At 55.1% G+C, this 21,269-nt stretch carries 19 protein-coding genes; 11 read left to right on the plus strand and 8 right to left on the minus strand.

Annotated features, from left to right (window positions below; genetic code table 11):
- Nucleotides 1–39: 39 nt before the first annotated feature.
- Both moeB and moeA read right to left on the minus strand, forming a co-directional pair.
- Nucleotides 40–795, minus strand: coding sequence for a molybdopterin-synthase adenylyltransferase MoeB (moeB, locus tag FD737_RS00110; protein ID WP_160832404.1), 756 nt, complete (start codon nucleotides 793–795; stop codon nucleotides 40–42).
- Nucleotides 795–2,030, minus strand: a complete 1,236-nt coding sequence (gene moeA, locus FD737_RS00115) for a molybdopterin molybdotransferase MoeA (protein ID WP_097119363.1) — start codon at nucleotides 2,028–2,030, stop codon at nucleotides 795–797. Before moeA ends, moeB begins: the two co-directional genes overlap by 1 nt.
- A gap of 228 nt (nucleotides 2,031–2,258) precedes the next feature.
- Here moeA and FD737_RS00120 point away from each other — a divergent pair, with 228 nt between their 5' ends.
- The 5 genes from FD737_RS00120 (at nucleotide 2,259) to gsiD (ending at nucleotide 8,576) form a co-directional block, all read left to right on the plus strand.
- Nucleotides 2,259–3,224, plus strand: a complete 966-nt coding sequence (locus FD737_RS00120) for an isoaspartyl peptidase/L-asparaginase family protein (protein WP_058961959.1) — start codon at nucleotides 2,259–2,261, stop codon at nucleotides 3,222–3,224.
- A gap of 9 nt (nucleotides 3,225–3,233) precedes the next feature.
- Nucleotides 3,234–5,090 carry a dipeptide ABC transporter ATP-binding protein gene (locus FD737_RS00125; protein WP_160832405.1) on the plus strand — a complete coding sequence of 619 codons (1,857 nt, stop codon included), beginning with the start codon at nucleotides 3,234–3,236 and terminating at the stop codon, nucleotides 5,088–5,090.
- 64 nt (nucleotides 5,091–5,154) lie between these two features.
- Nucleotides 5,155–6,690, plus strand: a complete 1,536-nt coding sequence (gene gsiB, locus FD737_RS00130) for a glutathione ABC transporter substrate-binding protein GsiB (protein WP_160832406.1) — start codon at nucleotides 5,155–5,157, stop codon at nucleotides 6,688–6,690.
- Nucleotides 6,691–6,739: 49 nt separating this feature from the next.
- Nucleotides 6,740–7,660 carry a glutathione ABC transporter permease GsiC gene (gene gsiC / locus FD737_RS00135; protein WP_160832407.1) on the plus strand — a complete coding sequence of 307 codons (921 nt, stop codon included), beginning with the start codon at nucleotides 6,740–6,742 and terminating at the stop codon, nucleotides 7,658–7,660.
- 10 nt (nucleotides 7,661–7,670) lie between these two features.
- Entirely contained in the window at nucleotides 7,671–8,576 is a 906-nt protein-coding gene (gene gsiD, locus FD737_RS00140) for a glutathione ABC transporter permease GsiD (protein WP_160832408.1), read from the plus strand.
- Nucleotides 8,577–8,669: 93 nt separating this feature from the next.
- Here the strand turns inward: gsiD and FD737_RS00145 are convergent, their stop codons facing one another.
- On the minus strand, nucleotides 8,670–10,337 hold the full coding sequence (locus tag FD737_RS00145; RefSeq protein ID WP_160832409.1) for a methyl-accepting chemotaxis protein: 1,668 nt from the start codon (nucleotides 10,335–10,337) through the stop codon (nucleotides 8,670–8,672).
- A gap of 114 nt (nucleotides 10,338–10,451) precedes the next feature.
- Here FD737_RS00145 and FD737_RS00150 point away from each other — a divergent pair, with 114 nt between their 5' ends.
- Nucleotides 10,452–10,901, plus strand: a complete 450-nt coding sequence (locus FD737_RS00150; protein WP_097119358.1) for a DUF4385 domain-containing protein — start codon at nucleotides 10,452–10,454, stop codon at nucleotides 10,899–10,901.
- On the opposite strand, the gene rimO is transcribed toward FD737_RS00150, so the two are convergent.
- Complete coding sequence (gene rimO / locus FD737_RS00155; protein WP_039336388.1) at nucleotides 10,898–12,223, minus strand: 30S ribosomal protein S12 methylthiotransferase RimO; 1,326 nt, start codon at nucleotides 12,221–12,223, stop codon at nucleotides 10,898–10,900. The genes FD737_RS00150 and rimO overlap by 4 nt on opposite strands.
- A 330-nt stretch (nucleotides 12,224–12,553) precedes the next feature.
- Between rimO and FD737_RS00160 the strand changes: the two genes are divergently transcribed.
- From FD737_RS00160 to FD737_RS00170, 3 genes are all read left to right on the plus strand, one after another.
- Nucleotides 12,554–13,189, plus strand: a complete 636-nt coding sequence (locus tag FD737_RS00160) for a carbonic anhydrase (protein WP_058961964.1) — start codon at nucleotides 12,554–12,556, stop codon at nucleotides 13,187–13,189.
- A gap of 117 nt (nucleotides 13,190–13,306) precedes the next feature.
- Nucleotides 13,307–13,963: a DUF3313 domain-containing protein gene (locus FD737_RS00165; protein ID WP_160832410.1), complete on the plus strand. Its 657-nt coding sequence runs from the start codon at nucleotides 13,307–13,309 to the stop codon at nucleotides 13,961–13,963.
- Nucleotides 13,964–14,068: 105 nt separating this feature from the next.
- The gene (locus FD737_RS00170) at nucleotides 14,069–15,202 is read left to right on the plus strand and encodes a PQQ-dependent sugar dehydrogenase (protein ID WP_160832411.1); all 1,134 of its coding nucleotides are present in this window, start codon (nucleotides 14,069–14,071) and stop codon (nucleotides 15,200–15,202) included.
- 1 nt (nucleotide 15,203) lies between these two features.
- Here FD737_RS00170 and FD737_RS00175 read toward each other — a convergent pair whose 3' ends face one another.
- Nucleotides 15,204–15,860 carry an HAD family phosphatase gene (locus tag FD737_RS00175; protein WP_034820768.1) on the minus strand — a complete coding sequence of 219 codons (657 nt, stop codon included), beginning with the start codon at nucleotides 15,858–15,860 and terminating at the stop codon, nucleotides 15,204–15,206.
- Between the two features lie 276 nt (nucleotides 15,861–16,136).
- Between FD737_RS00175 and FD737_RS00180 the strand changes: the two genes are divergently transcribed.
- Nucleotides 16,137–17,342, plus strand: a complete 1,206-nt coding sequence (locus FD737_RS00180) for a serine hydrolase (protein ID WP_160832412.1) — start codon at nucleotides 16,137–16,139, stop codon at nucleotides 17,340–17,342.
- A gap of 37 nt (nucleotides 17,343–17,379) precedes the next feature.
- Here the strand turns inward: FD737_RS00180 and ybjG are convergent, their stop codons facing one another.
- The 3 genes from ybjG to FD737_RS00195 form a co-directional block, all read right to left on the minus strand.
- Nucleotides 17,380–17,985 carry an undecaprenyl-diphosphate phosphatase gene (ybjG, locus tag FD737_RS00185; RefSeq protein ID WP_097119354.1) on the minus strand — a complete coding sequence of 202 codons (606 nt, stop codon included), beginning with the start codon at nucleotides 17,983–17,985 and terminating at the stop codon, nucleotides 17,380–17,382.
- Nucleotides 17,966–18,727, minus strand: a complete 762-nt coding sequence (locus FD737_RS00190; RefSeq protein WP_160832413.1) for a phosphatase PAP2 family protein — start codon at nucleotides 18,725–18,727, stop codon at nucleotides 17,966–17,968. Before FD737_RS00190 ends, ybjG begins: the two co-directional genes overlap by 20 nt.
- Before the next feature lie 202 nt (nucleotides 18,728–18,929).
- Complete coding sequence (locus tag FD737_RS00195; RefSeq protein ID WP_160832414.1) at nucleotides 18,930–20,618, minus strand: aspartate:alanine antiporter; 1,689 nt, start codon at nucleotides 20,616–20,618, stop codon at nucleotides 18,930–18,932.
- Nucleotides 20,619–20,873: 255 nt separating this feature from the next.
- On the opposite strand from FD737_RS00195, the gene ybjM reads away from it, so the two are divergent.
- The gene (ybjM, locus tag FD737_RS00200; protein WP_034820751.1) at nucleotides 20,874–21,245 is read left to right on the plus strand and encodes an inner membrane protein YbjM; all 372 of its coding nucleotides are present in this window, start codon (nucleotides 20,874–20,876) and stop codon (nucleotides 21,243–21,245) included.
- The last annotated feature ends 24 nt before the right edge of the window (nucleotides 21,246–21,269 follow it).

Genomic DNA, 21,269 nt, shown 5'->3' on the forward strand with positions numbered 1-21,269 from the left:
AACGGCGCGGAGAATCGCGCCGTTATTATTTTCGGGAAATCATGGTTTCCCGCACACTTCGCAATGCCTGTCCTGCATCACCTTCATGCTACGAAATTCTGCACTCATCGCATCGTAGATCAACAGGCGTGCACGGGCTGGTTGCCCCAACGCGGTCAGCACTTTTATGGCCTCTAAAGCTTGCATCGCACCAATGACACCGACCAACGGCGCCAGCACGCCGGCTTCCACGCAGCTTAATGTCTGATCGCCAAACAAGCGGCTAATGCAGCGATAACAGGGTTCCACAGGCTGCCAGGTAAACACGCTGAGCTGGCCTTCCATACGAATGGCCGCCCCGGAAATCAGCGGCACCTTGTGCTGGTAACACAAACGATTGATCTGCTCACGCGCATCAACGTTATCCGTGCAATCGAGCACCGCATCATGGCGCGCGATCAGGGCACTGAGTTGAGCATCATCCAGCTGTGCATCAATCGGTTCGAGCTGGCAATGCGGGTTAATCGCCGCCAGCCGTTGACGCGCAGATTCCACCTTGGGCTGGCCGAGGGTGGCATCGCTGTGAAGAATCTGGCGCTGCAGATTGCTTAAGCTGACGCTGTCGAAATCCAGCAAGGTAAGATGGCCCACACCGGCCGAAGCCAGATAGGGCGCAGCGGCACAGCCAAGCCCGCCGAGACCCACAATCAGTACCCGCGACGCTTTGAGCTTCTCCTGACCGTCAAAATCAAAATCCCGCAGCACGATCTGACGGTTGTAACGCAGCATCTCCTCATCGCTCAGTTCGACGCTCATTAGCCCTCCAGCAGGCTATTGAAAACTTCAACCTCAACCCATTCGCCAGGTTCCACATCCGCACGATCGCGATCCAGCACAATAAAACAGTCGGCAAGGGCGAAAGAGCTAAACACGTGCGAACCCTGGGCACCGGTGCTGCGCACTTCCAGCACGCCATCTTCACCACGATTGAGAATGCCGCGCTGGAAGTCGAGGCGTCCAGGCGATTTCTTCAAACGCTGAGTGGCACGAGCGCGTTGACGTAGCGGCATAATGCGCGTGGTCTGCCCGGTGAGGGTGGCCAGTAACGGCTGCACCAGCTGATAGAAGGTCACGGCGGCAGACACCGGATTGCCGGGCAGCCCGCAGAACCAGCTGTTGGCTAAGCGGCCAAAGGCGAACGGTTTGCCCGGCTTCATCGCCAGCTTCCAGAAGGTAATCACGCCTAACTCTTCCAGCATCGCTTTAGTGAAATCCGCTTCGCCGACGGAGACGCCACCGGTGCTGATCACGACATCCGCCTGACGATCGGCTTCACTGAATGCCTTGCGCAGCGCCTCGGGATCGTCCGCAATCACGCCCAAATCGATCACTTCGCAGCCCAGTTTGTTAAGCATCAGCGATACGGTGAAGCGGTTCGTGTCGTAGATTTGACCGTCAGCCAAGGGCTGGCCGACCGCCTGCAATTCATCGCCGGTAGAGAAAATCGCCACGCGCAGTTTGCGCAGCACGCTCACTTCGGCAATCCCCAGTGAAGCCAGCAGCGGCAACTCGGCGGCTCCGAGGCGAACACCCGCCTCCAGCACCTGTTTGCCCGCCTGAATATCTTCGCCGATGCGACGAATGTTTTGGCCGTCGCGCACTTCAGCGGTGATGACGATACCGCCCGCACGCTGTTCGGTTTGCTCCTGCATCACCACGGCATCACAGCCTGCTGGAATCGGCGCACCGGTCATAATACGAATCACGCTGCCAGCGGGCCAATCGCCGTTGAACGGCGCGCCGGCAAAAGCTTTGCCTGCGACCGGAAATTCGCGGTCCGGCACGATATCGCTGAGACGTACGGCATAACCGTCCATTGCCGAATTATCGAATGGCGGCACATCCAGCGGGGAAGTCACGGGTTTCGCCGTGATGCGTCCCGCCGCTTCATACAGCGAGACGCTGAGGCAATCGCTAATGGGCGTGAGCTGTTGCAGCATTTTTTGCTGCGCGTCTTCGAGGGAGATTAATCCTGCGGTGAAAGGTTCCATGTCAGTCTCTGCGTGATGAATTTCAGTTGCTGCCTATTATGGTGACATTTGTCTGCCGAGTCACATGTGACTAAAAAAGCATAATCCACAATAAAAGGTTATGACCGGAGATACACTTTCTGCTTTACAAGCCGGGAGTGCCTTTCTATAGTCGAAAATTGCCTAAAAAAGATGAAAACCATTCTAAATCAGTGTTTTTGGTTCTGATTTCCTGACAGGGTACCGGTTATGGCTAAAGCAGTTATCGCAATTCACGGCGGTGCGGGCGCAATCACGCGTGCCGCTATGAGCGCCGAAAAAGAGCAGCACTATCGTCAGCAATTGCACGCAATCGTTACCGCAGGCCAGCAGATTCTCGCCACAGGCGGCAGTGCACTGGATGCGGTGACCGAGGCGGTGCGCCTGCTGGAAGAGTGCCCACTGTTTAACGCAGGCAAAGGCGCGGTGTTTACCCATCAAGGCACTCACGAACTGGATGCCAGCATTATGGATGGCCGCACTCTGGATGTCGGTGCGGTGGCGGGCGTGAATCACATTCGTAACCCGATTCTGGCGGCGCGTAAAGTGATGGAAAACAGCCCGCACGTGCTGTTTATCGGTGCGGGAGCAGAAGCCTTTGCCGCAGAACAGGGGTTGGAACAGGTTGCGCCGGATTTCTTCTCCACGCCTGAACGCTGGGAACAGCTACAGCGTGCGCTGAGCAGCCAGCAGATGGTGCTCGATCATGACGGCGCTGCGCAAAGCCACAGCGACGATCCGCTCGACCCCGATCGCAAATTCGGTACCGTGGGTGCGGTGGCGCTCGATCTTCAGGGTAATCTGGCCGCTGCGACCTCAACCGGCGGTATGACCAACAAGCAGGTCGGCCGCGTGGGCGATTCGCCGCTCGTCGGCGCGGGCTGCTACGCTAATAATGAGACCGTGGCGGTTTCCTGCACCGGCACCGGTGAAGTGTTTATTCGTACTCTGGCAGCGTATGACGTTTCTGCACAGATGGAGTACGGCGGCCGTAGCCTGCAGCAAGCCACTGCCAACGTGATTCATGACAAAGTCCAGGAGCTGGAAGGCAGCGGTGGGCTGATTGCCGTCGACAGGCACGGCAATGTGGTGCTGCCCTTTAACAGTGAAGGGATGTATCGGGGATTCGCCTACGTCGGTGGCGAAGTCGAGGTAGCGATTTACCGCGATAGCTAAGGAGCAGGCATGACGCAGCAGCATCAGCAGTTTGCACCCGAGCAGGTTTTGGCGGTGCGTGACCTCAACGTACGGTTTGAGCATGAAGGGCGAATCACCGAAGCGGTGCGTAACCTGTCACTGGATTTGCATCGTGGGGAAACGCTGGCACTGGTGGGCGAATCCGGTTCGGGCAAATCGGTCACCTCGCTGGCGCTGATGCGCTTGATTCAGCAGGCGGGCGGCGATGTCAGTGGCGAGATCCAACTGCGTCGACGTAACGGCGAGGTGCTGGATGTGATGCGCGCTACCACCAGCCAGATGCGCAAAGTGCGCGGTGCCGATATGGCGATGATTTTCCAGGAGCCGATGACCTCGCTTAACCCGGTGTTTACCGTGGGCGAGCAGGTCGCCGAATCCATCCGTTTACATCAGGGCAAAAGCCACCAACAAGCGCAGGCCGAAGCACGGCGCATGCTGGATCTGGTGCGCATACCTGAAGCCCACAATGTGTTATCGCGTTTTCCGCATCAACTCTCCGGCGGCATGCGTCAACGCGTGATGATTGCCATGGCGCTGTCATGCAAACCTGCTTTGTTGATTGCCGATGAGCCTACTACCGCGCTGGACGTGACCATCCAGGCGCAAATTCTGCAGCTGATCCGCGTGCTGCAAAAAGAGATGCAGATGGGGGTGATTTTTATCACTCACGATATGGGCGTGGTGGCGGAGATGGCCGATCGCGTACAGGTGATGTATCGCGGCGATGTGGTTGAGCGTGCGCCGGTGCAGAAGCTGTTTGATGCGCCGCAACAGCCTTACACCCGCGCCTTGCTGGCGGCCGTGCCGAAGTTGGGAGCGATGAGCGGCCAGCCGCTGCCCGCTAAATTCCCCTTACTGCACACCAATGGCCGTGAAGAGATTGCCAAACCGCAGGATACGGTGCGCAGCGATGAACCGCCGATTTTGCAGGTACGCGACCTGGTGACGCGCTTTGATATTCGTGGTGGGTTATTGAATCGCGTGAAACGCCGTGTGCATGCGGTTGAGAAGGTCAGCTTTGATCTGCATGCTGGCGAGACGCTGGCGCTGGTCGGCGAATCCGGCTGCGGAAAATCCACTACCGGTCGATCGCTGCTGCGCCTGGTCGCCAGCCAGGGCGGCACGATTACTTTTAATGGTCAGCGTATTGATGCGTTGCAGGGCAACGCGCTGGCTTCGCTGCGCCGCGATATTCAGTTCATTTTTCAGGACCCTTACGCCTCCCTCGATCCGCGCCTGACGGTGGGTTTCTCGATTATGGAACCGCTGCTGGTGCACAAAACCATGGATCGGCGCCAGGCGGAGAAGCGTGTAGCCTGGCTGCTGGAGCGCGTCGGTTTGCTGCCGGAGCATGCGCAACGCTATCCGCACGAGTTCTCAGGCGGCCAGCGACAGCGCATCTGCATCGCTCGCGCATTGGCCCTGAACCCTAAAGTGGTGATTGCCGATGAGTCAGTCTCGGCGCTGGATGTCTCGATTCAGGCGCAAATTATCAATCTGATGCTCGACTTGCAGCGCGAGTTTGGCATCGCCTTCTTATTTATTTCTCACGATATGGCGGTGGTAGAACGCATCAGCCATCGCGTGGCGGTGATGTATCTCGGACAGATTGTGGAAATGGGGCCGCGCCAGGCGGTGTTTGAGCAGCCGCGCCATCCTTACACGAAAAAACTGATGGCCGCGGTGCCGGTCGCCGATCCGGCGCACCGTCATCGCGAGCGGGCGTTAATGGTGGATGAAATCCCCAGCCCGATCCGCCCCTTAGGTGATGAGCCAGAAGTGGCACCGTTACTGGAAGTGGCACCGGGGCATTTTGTTGCCCGCCACGCCATTAGCGGTGCCTGAGCAGCAAGCAACCGCGTCATCCACGGATGTCGCGCATGACAGGGATTATAGGAGAACGATAACAATGCACCACATTATGCGAAAAGGGGTTATCACTGCCGGGTTGTTGAGTTCAGCGCTGGCGATGCCAGCGTGGGCAGCGAAGGACGCGGTGATTGCTGTGGCGTCAACCTTTACCACTATGGATCCGTACGACGCCAATGACACATTGTCGCAGTCGGTGGCCAAGGCGTTCTATCAGGGACTGTTCGGCTTCGACAAAGACATGAAGCTGCAAAACGTGCTGGCGGAAAGCTATCAGGCGAGCAGCGATGGCTTAACTTACACTATCAAACTGCGCTCGGGCGTGAAGTTCCAGGATGGCACCGATTTCAACGCGGAAGCGGTCAAGGCCAACATCGACCGTGCTAGCAACCCGGATAATCATCTCAAGCGTTACAACCTGTTCAAGTATGTGGCCAGCACCGAAGCGGTCGATCCGACCACGGTGAAGATTAAGCTGAAGCAGCCGTTCTCGACCTTCATCAACAATCTGGCGCACCCGGCGGCAGTGATGATTTCGCCCACCGCCCTGAAGAAATACGGTAAGGACATTGGCTTCCATCCGGTGGGTACCGGTCCGTATGAGTTCGTTACCTGGAATCAGACCGACTTCGTCAAAGTGAAGAAGTGGGATGGCTACTGGAAGAAAGGCTATCCGAAGCTGGACAGCATCACTTTCCGCCCGGTAGTAGACAACAACACCCGTGCGGCGATGTTGCAGACCGGCGAAGCGACCTTTGCATTCCCGGTACCGTTTGAGCAGGCTAAATTGCTGCAGGGCAACAGCAAACTCGACGTCGTCACCACGCCATCGATTATGCAGCGTTACATCAGCCTCAACGTGACGCAGAAGCCGTTTGATAATCCAAAAGTGCGTGAAGCGCTGGAATACGCCATTAACCGTGAGGCGCTGGTTAAAGTGGCGTTTGCTGGTTATGCCACGCCAGCCACCGGCATCGTGCCACCGGCGATTGATTTTGCGCAGAAATATCCAGCGATTAAATATGACCCGGCCAAAGCACGTGAGCTTTTGAAAGAAGCAGGCTTCCCGAACGGTTTCGAAACCACCTTGTGGTCATCTCACAACCACAGTACCGCGCAGAAAGTGCTGCAGTTCACTCAGCAGCAGCTGGCGCAGGTCGGCGTGAAGGTGAAAGTCACTGCGATGGATGCCGGTCAGCGTGCCGCAGAAGTCGAGAGTAAAGGGCAGAAAGAGAGCGGTGTACGCATGTTCTACACTGGCTGGTCTGCCTCGACCGGTGAAGCAGATTGGGCACTGACGCCGCTGTTTGCCACCACTTCCTGGCCGCCAGCCATCTTTAACACGGCGTTCTACAGCAATCCGCAGGTGGATAAAGATCTGAGCGATGCACTGAAAACCACCGACCGTGAGCAGAAAGCCAAACTGTACAAAGACGCTCAGGATCGTATCTGGAACGACCATCCGTGGATTCCGCTGGTGGTTGAGCAGTTGCTCTCCGCGAACAATAAAAATCTCACCGGTTTTTATGTCATGCCCGACACCTCATTCAATTTTGATGAGGCGGATCTGAAGTAACAGGCGCGGCCAGCCTTGCGAGGCTGGCCGCTGCTGCGCAGGATTTTGCATGCTCAACTATTTTCTCAAACGACTACTGGGGTTGATCCCCACGCTGCTGATTGTCGCGGTGCTGGTGTTCCTGTTTGTCCACCTGTTGCCGGGCGATCCGGCGCGCCTGATTGCGGGTCCGGAAGCGGATGCCTCGGTGGTGGCGCTGGTGCGTCAGGAACTCGGTCTCGATCAGCCGCTGATCCAGCAGTTCTGGCACTTTATTCTCAATGCGTTGCAGGGGGATTTTGGCCAGTCGATGGTGTCGAAACGCCCGGTCTCGGAAGAGATAGCCGCGCGCTTCTTCCCGACGCTGTGGCTGACCCTCACCAGCATGGTGTGGGCGGTGATTTTCGGTATGACCATCGGCATTACCTCCGCCGTCTGGCGCAACCGCTGGCCCGATCGCATCGGTATGACGCTGGCCGTGTCTGGCATCTCTTTTCCCGCTTTCGCCTTAGGCATGCTGCTGATGCAGGTGTTCTCTGTTGAGCTGGGTTGGCTGCCAACGGTCGGTGCCGACAGCTGGAAACACTATATTCTGCCGTCGATAACCCTGGGTGCAGCTGTGGCGGCGGTGATGGCACGCTTTACCCGCGCATCGTTTGTCGAGGTGATGCAGGAAGATTACATGCGCACCGCGCGCGCCAAAGGGGTACGTGAGTCGCTGGTGGTGATCAAGCACGGCCTGCGCAATGCGATGATTCCGGTGGTGACCATGATGGGTCTGCAGTTTGGTTTCCTGCTGGGCGGCTCGATTGTGGTGGAAGTGGTGTTCAACTGGCCAGGTTTAGGCCGTCTGTTGGTGGATTCGGTGGAGATGCGTGATTACCCGGTGATTCAGGCCGAGGTGCTGCTGTTCTCGCTGGAGTTTATTTTGATCAATTTGATTGTCGATATGTTGTATGCGGCGATCAACCCGGCCATCCGTTACAGGTAAGGAGTCGCACTTGAAGAACTGGCGACGCGCAGCGGCATTGAAAACCATGCCGATGATGACGGAAACCCGGGTACGTACGCCGTGGCGTGAATTCTGGCGCCGCTTTCGCCATCAACATGTGGCGATGATGGCGGGCTTATTTGTGCTGCTGTTAATTGTGGTGGCGTTTATCGCTCCGTTTATCGCTCCGTTTGATGCGGAAAACTATTTTGATTACGACCGGCTAAATGATGGGCCGTCGATGATGCACTGGTTTGGCGTGGATTCGCTAGGGCGTGACATTTTTAGCCGCGTGCTGGTCGGCACACGCATCTCACTGATTGCGGGTTTCTTCTCGGTGGCGATCGGTGCGCTAATTGGTACGCTGCTGGGGTTGCTGGCCGGTTATTACGAAGGCTGGTGGGATCGCATTACCATGCGTATCTGTGATGTGCTGTTTGCTTTCCCCGGCATTCTGCTGGCAATTGCGGTGGTGGCGATCATGGGCAGCGGCATGAGCAATGTGATTGTGGCGGTGGCGATTTTCAGTATTCCAGCCTTTGCTCGCCTGGTGCGTGGCAATACGCTGGTGTTGAAACACCAAACCTTTATTGAATCAGCCCGCAGCATCGGCGCATCAGATTGGACGATTATCATGCGTCACATTCTGCCCGGTACCGTGTCGTCAATTGTGGTCTATTTCACCATGCGTATCGGTACGTCGATCATCACGGCGGCGAGTTTGTCTTTCCTGGGTTTGGGCGCTCAGCCACCCACGCCGGAATGGGGCGCGATGCTCAATGAAGCGCGTGCCGATATGGTGATTGCGCCGCATGTGGCGATCTTCCCGAGTCTGGCTATTTTCCTGACGGTGCTGGCGTTCAATCTGTTGGGTGATGGACTGCGGGATGCGTTGGATCCGAAGTTAAAGACCTGAAATATCAAATCGGTGCGCGTAAGTGCGCACCCTGAAAAATCCCGTTGTGCAGGTCAGGTCGCCACTTATGGCGACCTGATTTTTTCTGTTACCTCAAAACGTTTCCCAGTTGTCGTTGCTGTGTGCACCGGCAGCGGGTAAGGCGCGTGGTGTGGTTGCGACAGGGGCTTTCACCGTGTTTGTCACCGGTGCCATCACTGCACGCGTCCCGGTTTTAAAGCGCGCCACCGCCGAAGACAGGCTGCTGGCCTGCTGCTCCAGCGAAGCCGAGGCGTTAGCGGATTCCTGCACCAGTGTGGCGTTCTGCTGCGTTACGCGATCCATCTCGTTCACTGCCACACCAATCTGATCGATGCCGCGACTCTGCTCGTCAGAGGCCGACGCAATTTCGCCCATGATATCGGTCACGCGCGTTACCGCGCTGACGATCTCCTGCATGGTATCGCCGGCGCTGCTCACCTGTTGTGAACCTAAATTAACGCGCTGCACGGAGCCCTCAATCAGTAGCTTAATCTCTTTCGCTGCCTGTGCACTGCGCTGCGCCAGGCTACGGACTTCACCCGCGACCACAGCAAAGCCACGACCTTGTTCACCGGCGCGAGCGGCCTCAACGGCAGCATTCAGCGCCAGAATATTGGTCTGGAAAGCAATGCCATCGATCACGCTGGTGATGTCGGCGATTTTCTTCGAACTGTCGGCGATGTCGCGCATGGTTTTCACCACGCCGTCCACCACATTCCCACCTTTGTCAGCGGTTTCCGATGCGGTTTTCGCCAGCTGGGTCGCCTGACGTGCGTTATCGGCATTCTGTTTAACGGTGGCGGTCAGCTCTTCCATGCTGGCAGCGGTCTCTTCCAGCGAGGCGGCCTGTTGTTCCGTGCGGGAGGAGAGATCGTTGTTACCGTTGGCGATCGCGCTGGCACTGCCGAAAATGGCATCGGCACTGTCGCGCACATTGTTGATCGTGCCCAGCAGTGCTTGCTGCATATGATTGAGGCTCGCGGCAATGGCGGCCATTTCACTGTGTCCTTCAATCTTCAAACTGCCGGAGAGGTCGCCATCGGCAAAGCGCTCCATCTGCTGCTGAACTTGCTTCATCGGCGCCAACAGGATGCGGCGAACCAGCAGCCAAACCACCAGCAGCAACAGCACCACAATCACTGCCATCACAGCAACCATCACCAGCATATGCTGATAAGTGCTATCGTTATCTGCAGCGCGTGTATTGATTAACTGAACGTTGTCACCGCGCCACTGCTTGTAGGCCGCTTCCAAATCATCCTGCGCTTGCTGTGCATCCAGCTCGCCATAAGCGGCGTAGTTGTTGGCTTTCAGAAAGGTCGCGGATTGATTCAGCAGTTGGTAATAGTTCGCGAATTTGCTTTCGATAAGCTCGGCGGCAGCCGCACTTTGCCCCGCAATCCGTGGGACACTCTTGTAGCGGTCAAAGTGCTGTTTCGCTTCATCAAGCGAGGCGCCCGCGGAAACCAGCAGCTTGCTGATGGCAGCGCGTGAAGCATCATCGGTCTGATTCTTCAGAATGCGAATCGCCACGCGGTTGATGATAACGCGCGTTTTCACCAGCGTTTGCCAGCTATCGGAGAACTCACGTTGTTGATGTGATAGCTGGTTACTGGCGGTGAAATTATGCTGGCCAGCGATCAGGGAAGATAAAAACAGCGAGCCGGAGATGGCCTGCATAGCGGTGAATACCAACAGCATCAATATGATGGCAGTCACAATTTTCATTTTCGTCAACATGATTTTCTCAGAGCAAAGTAGGCTAGTAGTGAAGTTATCGGTGTAAAAGCGCATTGCTTAAGAGCCGCAAAAAAATAATTGCAGTAAGTGATAATGTCGTGCAGGAGAAATGCAGTGAAACCCTTTGATTACGAACAAGACTTTAAGAATATCGATTTCCGACAGCGGCCAGACCTTTATCAGGTTGGGCGCGGTGAGCAGGGGGTATTAATGGTGGAGCCTTACAAGAGCGAAATTCTGCCGTTCTGGCGCTTCCGTACCGTGGAACTGGCTCAGGAATCTTCCGTTCAGATTATGCAATTGTTTGAGGACTATCGTGCACAGGACGACTTTGTCGGCATGGATATGGCGCGAAAATTTATTCAGATGGGCTATACCCGCGCGCGTCGCTACAGTAATCACAAAGGCGGACGCAAATATGATGCAGACGGTAACGAGCTACCTCGTACCACAGAAAAAGAAAAGGCCGCTGCGGCGGCCATCTTCAAATCATGCTGGGATCGGCTGAGATCGGACACCGATTATCTGGCGCGCAAACGTGCGCACCAGCAGCTGCACGGTTAAACGCGCGTACCCCATAAATCGTACTCATCGGCGTGTTCAACTTTGACACGCACCACATCACCGACTTTCACCTGACGATCGCCATTCAGATACACCGCACCGTCGATCTCAGGTGCATCGGCCATGCTGCGACCCACCGCGCCTTCTTCATCCACTTCATCGATGATCACCAACACTTCACGGCCGATTTTCTCCTGCAAACGTTCGCTGGAGATTTTCTGCTGCAATTGCATGAAGCGATCGAAACGCTCCTGCTTCACCTCTTCCGGCACCTGGTCCGGCAGTTGGTTGGCCGTCGCGCCTTCAACCGGGCTGTACTGGAAGCAGCCAACGCGATCCAGACGCGCTTCTTTCAGGAAGTCGAGCAGCATCTGGAAATCTTCTTCGGTTTCGCCGGGGAAGCCGACGATAAAGGTCGAACGCAGCGTCAGTTCCGGGCAAATTTCACGCCAGCGTTTGATGCGCTCCAGCGTACGTTCAACCGCACCAGGACGCTTCATCAGCTTCAGGATGCGCGGGCTGGCGTGCTGTAATGGGATGTCGAGGTACGGCAGGATTTTGCCTTCGGCCATCAGCGGAATCACGTCATCCACATGCGGATACGGGTAGACATAGTGCAGACGCACCCACACGCCGAGTTTCGCCAGCTGTTCGCACAGGCTGACCATGCTGGTTTTCACCGGGGATCCGTTCCAGAAACCGGTGCGGTGCTTCACATCCACGCCGTAAGCCGAGGTATCCTGTGAGATCACCAGCAGTTCTTTGACGCCAGCTTCCACCAGACGTTTGGCTTCGTCGAGCACCGAACCAATCGGACGGCTATCAAGATCGCCACGCATGGACGGGATAATGCAGAAGGTGCAGCGATGGTTGCAGCCTTCAGAAATTTTCAGGTAAGCGTAGTGGCGTGGCGTCAGCTTAACGCCTTGCTCGGGCACCAGGCTCAGGAACGGGTTGTGTTCCGGCTTTGGCACATAGGTGTGAACGTGCGACAGCACTTGCTCGTAGCTGTGCGGGCCGGTGATTTCCAGTACCTTAGGATGTACTTCGCGGATCTGATCCACTTTGGCACCCAGGCAACCGGTGACGATCACTTTGCCATTCTCGTTCAGCGCTTCACCGATCGCTTCCAGTGATTCCTGTACGGCGCTATCAATAAATCCACAGGTGTTAACGATGACGATCTCCGCATCATCGTAGCGTGGCACCACATCGTAGCCTTCAGTACGCAGTTCCGTCAGGATGCGTTCTGAGTCGACGAGGTTTTTTGGGCAGCCGAGTGAGACGAAGCCTACGCGCGGCGGATTTTTGACATGGCTCATAAGGATAATAATTCATCATAATTAGTGTGGATAGGCGGGGGATTGTACAGAGGTTGCGAGGGAAAATGTATAGGTGATGTAAGAATCTCCTTAACCGCGTAATGGGCGTTTCCCGCTATGCTTAATGGAGCTGTTATCCGTTCAAATCGTCGCCGATAAGGCTGGCGACTGCGAACCGTTAACGGTGATCCGAGTTGTGTAATCCAGCCTGTTTTGCTTAAATGTTCGGTTGGTGATTGTAAGTTATTCACCGCACTGAAGAATTTGAACGCGTGCTGACGGTGCAGATCGTACCGCCAGCGCAGATGCGGATAAAGTGAGAGCAGACAAATGCAAGAGATCGTTAAAGGTTTTCTGAATTTCCAACAGAATGTGTTCCCTGAAAGGAAGGATCTTTTCAAAAGTCTGGCGTCAAACCAGAATCCCAAAGCCCTGTTTATCTCCTGCTCAGACAGCCGTCTGGTGCCTGAACTGGTCACCCAATCCGAGCCAGGCCAGCTGTTCGTGATCCGTAACGCCGGTAATATTGTGCCGCCGTTTGGTCCCGAACCGGGTGGTGTCTCCGCGACGATTGAATACGCGGTCGTTGCGCTGGGTGTGACTGAGATCATCATTTGCGGTCACTCCAACTGTGGTGCCATGAACGCCATCGCGTCTAATGCGGATTTAGAAAGCATGCCCGCGGTTGATCACTGGTTGCACTACGCCAATGCAGCTAAAGCTGTGGTGGAAGAGCGCAATTATGAAGCGGTGGAAACCCGTCTCAATGAAATGGTCAAAGAGAACGTGATTGCTCAGCTGAACAATATCAAAACACACCCTTCGGTAGCGGTGGCGCTGCGTAAAGGCAAAGTGCGTCTGCATGGGTGGGTTTATGATATTGAGAGCGGCGGCATTATTGCCCTGACCAAAGGCGGCGAAAGGTTCATTTCGTTGTCTGAGAATCCTGAGACCTGCTTCGAGTGATTCCCTAACCACCTGCAATGCAGGTGGTTTCTTCTCCCATTCTGTGAAAATTTCCCGCCAAAGCGCAGCGTGCGCTCTACACTTGAGAAGCGATTTACCTCTTATAAGGGCTTTCTCATGCGATTTCGTCTTTATATTCCTGCTTTAACGCTGGCTATGCTGGCGGTAGGTTGTACCTCTCATGTTGCGGATAAACAGCAGTTTTCCGGCTTTCTCGGCGATTACAGCCAGTTAAAATCTGAACAGTCACCCAGCGGTAAACCGACATTGCGCTGGATCTCGCCGGATTATCACAGCGCGGATTACACCAACGTGGTGTTCGAACCCGTGGTTTATTATCCCGCCGCGCGACCGACTGAACGCATCAGCCAGCAGACATTGGATCAAATCCGTCAGTACACCGATAGTCAGTTAAAACGCGCGGTCGCAGAACGTAAACCGGTGGTGGGCAAGCCTGGTGCACATACGCTCAGGGTGAAAAGCGCCATCACCGCCGTGACGGCAGAAAACGAAGGGATGCAGTTCTACGAAGTGGTGCCGATTGCGGCAGTTGTAGCGAGCACCATGGCGGCCACTGGCCACCGTACGCAAAACAGTGCGCTGTTCCTCGAGGTGGAAGCGGTCGATGCGCAGACCGGTAAGCCAATGATCAAAGTCGTGCGCAAAGCCTTTGGTAAATCCCTGCCGAACAACAGTACGCCAATTACGCTCAACGATCTTCGTCCGGGCATAGACGAAATGATTCGTGATGTCGTGGCCTTCTCCGCGCCTTAATCTCGTTGCCCGGCATGATGTCGGGCTTAATGTTTTGTAAATCCTGCACATCCTTTCTTACGGGCTGACTACCCTTAACGGCAGACCGTGATAAAGGAGAATCCCATGCGTTTACTGCCTGTCGCGCTGTTGCTTGGCGCATTGAGCTATGCCCATTCGACCCTGGCTGCTGATGTTCAGGTTCAGGTACTACAGGACAAACTTGATCATCCGTGGTCAGTGGCTTTTCTGCCTGACAATCAAACGTTGTTAATAACCGAACGCTCCGGGCAACTCCGCAGTTGGCAGCCGGGAAAAGGCTTGTCGCAACCCATTAGCGGCGTACCCAAAGTGTGGGCAAATCGTCAGGGCGGCTTGCTGGATGTGGTGCTGGCACCGGATTTCGCCCAAAGCCGCCGCGTGTGGCTCAGTTACACCACGGCAGATGACGAGGGGCGGGCGGGCGGTGTGGTCGGCTATGGTCGGCTCAGCGACGATAACCGTCAATTGAGCGACTTCAAGGTGGTGCTGGAGCAGACACCGAAACTCTCCAGCGGTGCCAATATGGGGACCCGGCTGGCATTTGATGGTCAGGGCTATCTCTACATTGCCTTTGGCGACAACTTTTCCAGCCTCAGCGCCCAACAGCTCGACAAGCTTTCAGGAAAAATCGTGCGCCTGACCCAGAACGGTGAAATCCCGGCAGACAATCCTTTTATCCAGCGCAAAGACGCGCGGGCAGAAATCTGGTCTTACGGCATGCGTAATCCACAGGGATTAGCTTTCAATCCGTGGACACAGCAAATGTGGGAGAGTGAACACGGCCCACGCGGCGGCGATGAAGTGAATATCCCGCAGAAAGGCAAAAATTACGGCTGGCCATTGGCCACCTACGGCATTGATTACAGCGGGCAGAAAGTGCCGGAAGCGCAGGGCACGCACGTGGCGGGCACGGAACAACCGCAGTTCTGGTGGAAAGTGTCACCAGCCATCAGCGGGATGGCGTTTTACAACAGTGCACGTTTCCCGCAGTGGAAAAACTCGCTGTTTATCGGCGCATTAAAGGAAAAAAGCCTGATTCGCCTGCGGGTGAACGGTGAGAAAGTGGTCGAAGAGCAGCGACTGCTGGTGGATCGCGGTGAACGTATTCGCGATGTGCGTCAGGGGCCGGATGGTTATCTCTATGTGCTCACCGACGAAGCCAACGGTAAGCTGCTAAAAGTCGGGCTGGCGGAACCCGCCAGCGCCTCGCGTGGTTAACTTAACGCACCCAGCTGCATACTTCCCAACCCCGCTGCTGCGCTTCCTGCTGCAGCAGCGCATCCGGGTTAATGACCCAGGCGTGATCAGCATGGTTGAGCAAGGGTAAATCGTTCATGGAGTCGCTGTAAGCCCAGGTTTTTTCAAAGCGCTTATCCTGTTGCAAAGCCTTCCAGTCACTCAGACGAGTGACTTTCCCCTCGCGATAGGTGGCGGTGCCATAAATCTGGCCGCTGTAGCGCTCGTCAACCACTTCTACGCCAATCGCCAACGCGCCGTGTACACCCAGACGTTGCGCAATCGGCACCGCCAGATGATCGCCACTGGCGGTAATGATCATCACGGTGTCGCCGCGTTGCTGATGCCAGTTTATGCGTTCCCGTGCGGCGGGGAAGACGCGTGGCAGAATATCGCGATGGATGAAACGCCGTACCCAACCCTCAACCGTCAGGGTCGCCATACCGGCGAGCGGGGAAAGCGTTGTGTTCATATACTCTTCAATCGACAGGGTGCCGGCATGGTATTTCTCCATTAAGGCTTGTTCCTGTGAGATGAGTGCTTCGGGGGCAAATCCCTGTGAGACCAGCCAGCGCAGCCACAGGCTGGTACTGTCTTCACAAATCAGGGTTTCGTCCAGATCGAAAACGGCTAAGTCCATCGTGGTTCTCCTCGGGCTGATTGGCATCAGGTTAGCGGAATTTTGTGACTGGCTTAACCGTTCTGCGAAAAATCGGAATTTCTCTCACTTTTTCCACTACGGCGTAACAGTAAAAGTGGCAGCGGGTCGGGGTTGATGCCAGGGTTACTCTAATAAACTCTATAAAACTTTACGGTTGGACGGTTTTGTTCGCAGGTGGTAAGCGTGTAGCTTTTATTAAGACATGTCTTACCTGCTAGAAAACCATGATTTAACAAGGACAATCTGGTCACGCTCATGAGAAAAAACTCCGTCATTTCTGCCTTGCGGCCGCTGGCTGCCACTTCATTATTAGTGCTTTTCCTTCCCATCACCACTCAGGCTGAACAGGCGCCTGCTGCACCGCAAATTGAGGCCAAAGCCTGGATTTTAATGGACTACAACAGCGGCAAGATATTGGCTGAGTCCAATGCCGACCAGCGGTTGGACCCCGCCAGCCTGACCAAAATGATGACCAGCTACGTGGTCGGCCAGGCGCTAAAAGCCGGCAAGATCCACAACGATGACCTGGTCACTATCGGCCAGGATGCATGGGCAACCGGCAACCCGAAGCTGCGCGGTTCTTCACTGATGTTCCTGAAACCGGGTGACCGTATTCCGGTCTCTGAACTCAACAAGGGCGTGGTGATTCAGTCAGGCAATGATGCCTGCATCGCGCTGGCCGATTATGTCGCCGGTAGCCAGGACTCGTTTATCGGTCTGATGAACAACTACGTTAAGGCGTTTGGATTACAGAATACCCACTTTATGACCGTGCACGGGCTGGATGCCGATGGGCAATACAGTACCGCGCGCGATATGGCGATTATCGGCCAGCGTTTGATCAGCGATGTACCTGAAGAGTATGCGTTAAACAGTGAGAAAGAGTTCACCTTTAATCACATCAAGCAGATGAACCGTAACCGCCTGTTGTGGAGCAGTAACCTGAAGGTGGATGGGATTAAAACCGGACACACTTCGGGCGCGGGTAATAACCTGGTCGCGTCCGCCGTGGACGGAGACATGCGTTTGATCTCAGTGGTACTGGGTACGCAAACCGATGCGATCCGCTTCCGTGAAAGTGAGAAGCTCCTCACGTGGGGTTTCCGTTTCTACGAGACAGTGACACCGATTAAAAGCGATAAGCCTTTTGCCCAGCAGCGCGTGTGGTTCGGTGAGCAGAGTCAGGTCAATCTCGGTGTCGCGAAAGACGCAGCGATCACCGTGCCGAAAGGGCAGATGAAAAACCTCAAGGCGAGTTTCACCCTGAACTCACCGCAGCTGGAAGCGCCACTGGAGAAGAATCAGGTGGTGGGGACTATTGATTTCCAGCTGGATGGCAAAACCGTGGATCAGCGTCCGCTGGTGGTGATGGAAGCGGTGCCGGAGGGCGGATTTATTGGCCGTATCTGGGATTTCATTATGATGAAATTTAACGGCTGGTTTGGGAAGTGGTTTAGCTAATCAGCATAAGGGCGACCCGATCGGGCCGCCCTTAGCATTATCCGCGCACCCAGCCTTTCTTAATCGGCGTAGCGAACAGCGTGCGATACACCTGATGGGTGAAAGCCAGCATGCGGTCGCCATACAGCTGCCACGCCATATGCGAAGCCAGACACGCCAGCAAGCCCACCAAAAATCCGCCCAGCATATCCATTGGCCAATGCACGCCCAGATAGACGCGCGACCAGGCAATGGTGCTGCCGACCGCCAGTAAAATCACCCCTGACCACAGTCGGTGCCAGAAGATAAACGCCAGCGCAAAGGTGAAAATAGTGGTGCCATGATCGCTGGGGTAAGAGTCATCGGCGGCGTGTGCCAGGAATTGATGTCCGAAGCCAATGGCAAACGGGCGCGGATGTGGCAGCAGTTGGCCGACACACCATGAAATGCTTAATGCATAAATCAGCGCCATGCCGGTTTTCAGTACCAGCGCGCGTTGAGATTGCACCTGATCGCGCGGCCCCCAAAACCATAAGGCCACAATCAGCAGCGGGACAATGGCAATCACATCTTTGGCGATAAAGGTCGCCAGATTAATCAACCATGGCGGTGAATCCGTCGTGGCGTTGATCCATAGAAACAGGCTATGGTTGAGCGCTTCCATCACGTTTGCTTTTCCTCATCTTGTCTACCCAAAAAGAAACACCAGCAAAAATCAGCACCTGGCTCAGCCACACCCACCAGCCAGCCCACAAGTTGTGAGAGAAAAAGTGGGCACCGCGCATCACCTGTCCGTATCCCATCAGTAAGCCCACCGCGATACCGAACAACAGCGCCAGCACGGCGCGGCGCGGACGCTCGGGCCACCACAGGAAGAACAGCGCCATCAGGGCAAAGCCGCTGGAAGCGTGACCGCCAGGGAAACATTGCCCCGGACCGCTATTGACCGGAGTGGGATCCAGCAGCACAAAACTGGCTGCCTTACCGCCAAACATCGCCAAATCCCACGGACAGGAGTGCGCGCTGTGCGCCTTCAGGATGCCCACCACTAGCGGCCCCATACCAAATAGCAGGGCCACCAACACGCGGCGGCCATCACGCTTCTGCACACCTCGTAACAACATCAATACCGCTCCAGCGATGATCACATCCTTGAACAAGCGATGATTGATCAGATCCAGCCAGCGGTTGTGTTGCCATGGAAACGTCTGCGTCTGTGGGTCAAACCACTGCTGGCTGATCGCGATATCCAGGCTTTCGTGGCGCGACCACCAAATAAACACCAGTGCTGAAATTGCCAGTAAAATAAAGTTGATAGCGTAAAAGCGACCAGACAAACAATAAATAGTCGGGCTCTTAATCTTATCGTGGGTTGTTGGAGTGTTTAACTTTGATGAAAGTTGCATGAATATTGGAAAATAGCGAAACCAGAGTGGCAGGGTCGCAATTTACGCTTAGGAGAACCTTAAGCAACAGGAATTGCAGGCATAAAAAAACCCGCAAGTCAGTGACCGGCGGGCTCCACAATTTGGGGATTTCAAAGAAAAGCAGTGGCACTTATTCAGACTGCGCCCCAAATAGAAAGTTCTGAACGCAGTAAAAATATTTTTAAAAAGGCAAAAGCGGCCAAATTATCACAATAAGCGTGCCGGCGAGCGTCAGCAAAACGTTAGCAATCGCATAAGTTCCTGCATAGCCGAGTGCCGGAATGCTACTGCGTGCGGTATCGCTGATAATCTCCATGGCCGGGGCACAGGTGCGAGCGCCCATGATGGCACCAAACAGCAGCGCGCGGTTCATACGCAGCACGTAGGCACCAAACAGATAGCAAATCACCACCGGGATCAGACTCACCAGCAGACCGCTGAGCAACATCAAGGCGCCCGCGCTGCCAAGGCCATGTTGCAGGCCACTACCGGCGCTCAGGCCGACACCTGCCATAAACACCATCAAACCGAACTCTTTCACCATGGTCAGCGCCCCTTGCGGAATGTAGCCAAAGGTCGGATGGTTGGCGCGCAGGAAGCCGAGCATGATACCCGCGAACAGCAAACCGGCGGCGTTACCGATGCCAAAGCTGAAGTTGCTGAACTGGAAGGTGATCATGCCGATCATCAACCCGATGATAAAGAAGGCGCAGAAGGCCAGCAGATCGGTCATCTGACTGTGAATCGCAATAAAGCCGATGCGATCCGCCAGGCTTTTCACACGGCGCGCTTCACCGCTCACCTGCAATACATCGCCTTTGTTCAGCATGATGCTGTCATCAATCGGCATCTCAATCTGACTACGAATCACTCGGTTAAGGAAACAACCATGATCGGTGAGTTTCAGATGGCTCAGGCGTTTATTCACCGCATTGTGGTTCTTCACTACAATCTCTTCGGTGACGATGCGCATGTCGAGCAAATCGCGGTCGAACACCTCTTTGCCGTTACGGAAGCTGGCATCGAGGCGTGCGTGTGCGTCGGGATAGCCCACCAGCGAGATCTCATCGCCGAGTTGTAGCATCGCATCCCCATCCGGGCTGGCGAGAATACCGTTACGGCGCAGGCGTTCAATGTAGCAGCCGGTCTGGCGATGAATGCCCAGCTCGCGCAGATTTTTACCGCCGCTCCATTCCACCAGTTCCGGGCCAACGCGATAGGCGCGGATCACAGGCAGGAATACTTTGCGCTGGCTGTCAGCATCCAGACCACGTTCCCGTGCAATCTGCTGCGCGCAGGTGGGTAAGTCCTGATGTTGCAGACGAGGCAGATAGCGCGCGCCAAAGATCAGGCTGACCAGACCAATCAAATAGGTGAGGGCGTAACCGAGGCTGAGGTTATCCTGCATCATGCTGAGCTGATGGTCGTCACTGATGCTTTGTCGCAGCGTGTCACCCGCGCCCACCAGCACCGGCGTGGAGGTCATGGAACCGGCCAGCATGCCTGCCGTGAGACCAATATCCCAGCCGAACACTTTGCCGAGTCCCAACGCAACGAGCAGGGCGCTGACCACCATAACAATGGCAAGAAGGAAGTAGTTTTTACCGTCGCGGAAAAAGATCGAGAAAAAGTTAGGTCCGGCTTCAACACCGACACAAAAAATAAACAACATAAAGCCGAGACTGAGTGCGTCGGTATTTATCGCAAAGTGCTGCTGACCTAAAATCAATGAAACAACGAGGACACCAATGGAATTTCCTAGCTGTACCGAGCCGAGACGTAATTTGCCTAAGCACAGCCCCAGGGCTAAGACGACAAATAATAACAGAACGTCATTTCCGCTTAACAATTCTGCGACGTTAATGTTCACGGTTTAACTTCTTCTTTACCTGTAACAAGTTGATGAAAGGGCCTTTTTTCGCTATCTTGTGGCAGCTGTGAATGTCCTTGCCGCCAGGAAGGTGCAGACCATTATTTAAAACGGCGTCATTCTAATCATAAATAACTTCCTCAGCTATCAGCAGTTTTTAATCCTTCTGCCAGCGGCTGTTTCTTTTTATTTCCACTTGTGCGCATCAGGGCAGTAAACGTTTCAATATTGTTAACAACAAAGTTGAGGATGGTTATGTTGCAGCGCAATAATCGCTGGCCAGCATCGGTTCTGGGTATGATGCTTTATACGCTGGTGTTTATTTTTGCACACCATTTTTGGGCCGTTGCCGCGGAACAAGCGATGCGCGGACAGCCTGAATTATTGCTGTTTTTATTGCCGGGCATGTTAATGGCGCTGTTGCAGCCGGATAGTCCCCTGGTCAGTACACTGTGGGTCGCCGTGGTGGGCACGCTTTTGGGTATGGCCTGGATGTGGCTCACCGTCACGCAGATGCACAGTTGGCTGCTGATTGTTGCATGGAGTTTAAGTGCGCTGTTTTGGGCTGGATGCGGGGCGTTACTGATCCGCCTGATGAGGATTATGCTGGCGATGCGTGCCGAATAGCACGATCAAAAACGGGCCCGCAGG

Origin of the sequence: Pantoea sp. Seng (assembly GCF_009829935.1) — a bacterium.
In the GTDB taxonomy this organism is placed as follows: domain Bacteria; phylum Pseudomonadota; class Gammaproteobacteria; order Enterobacterales; family Enterobacteriaceae; genus Pantoea; species Pantoea communis.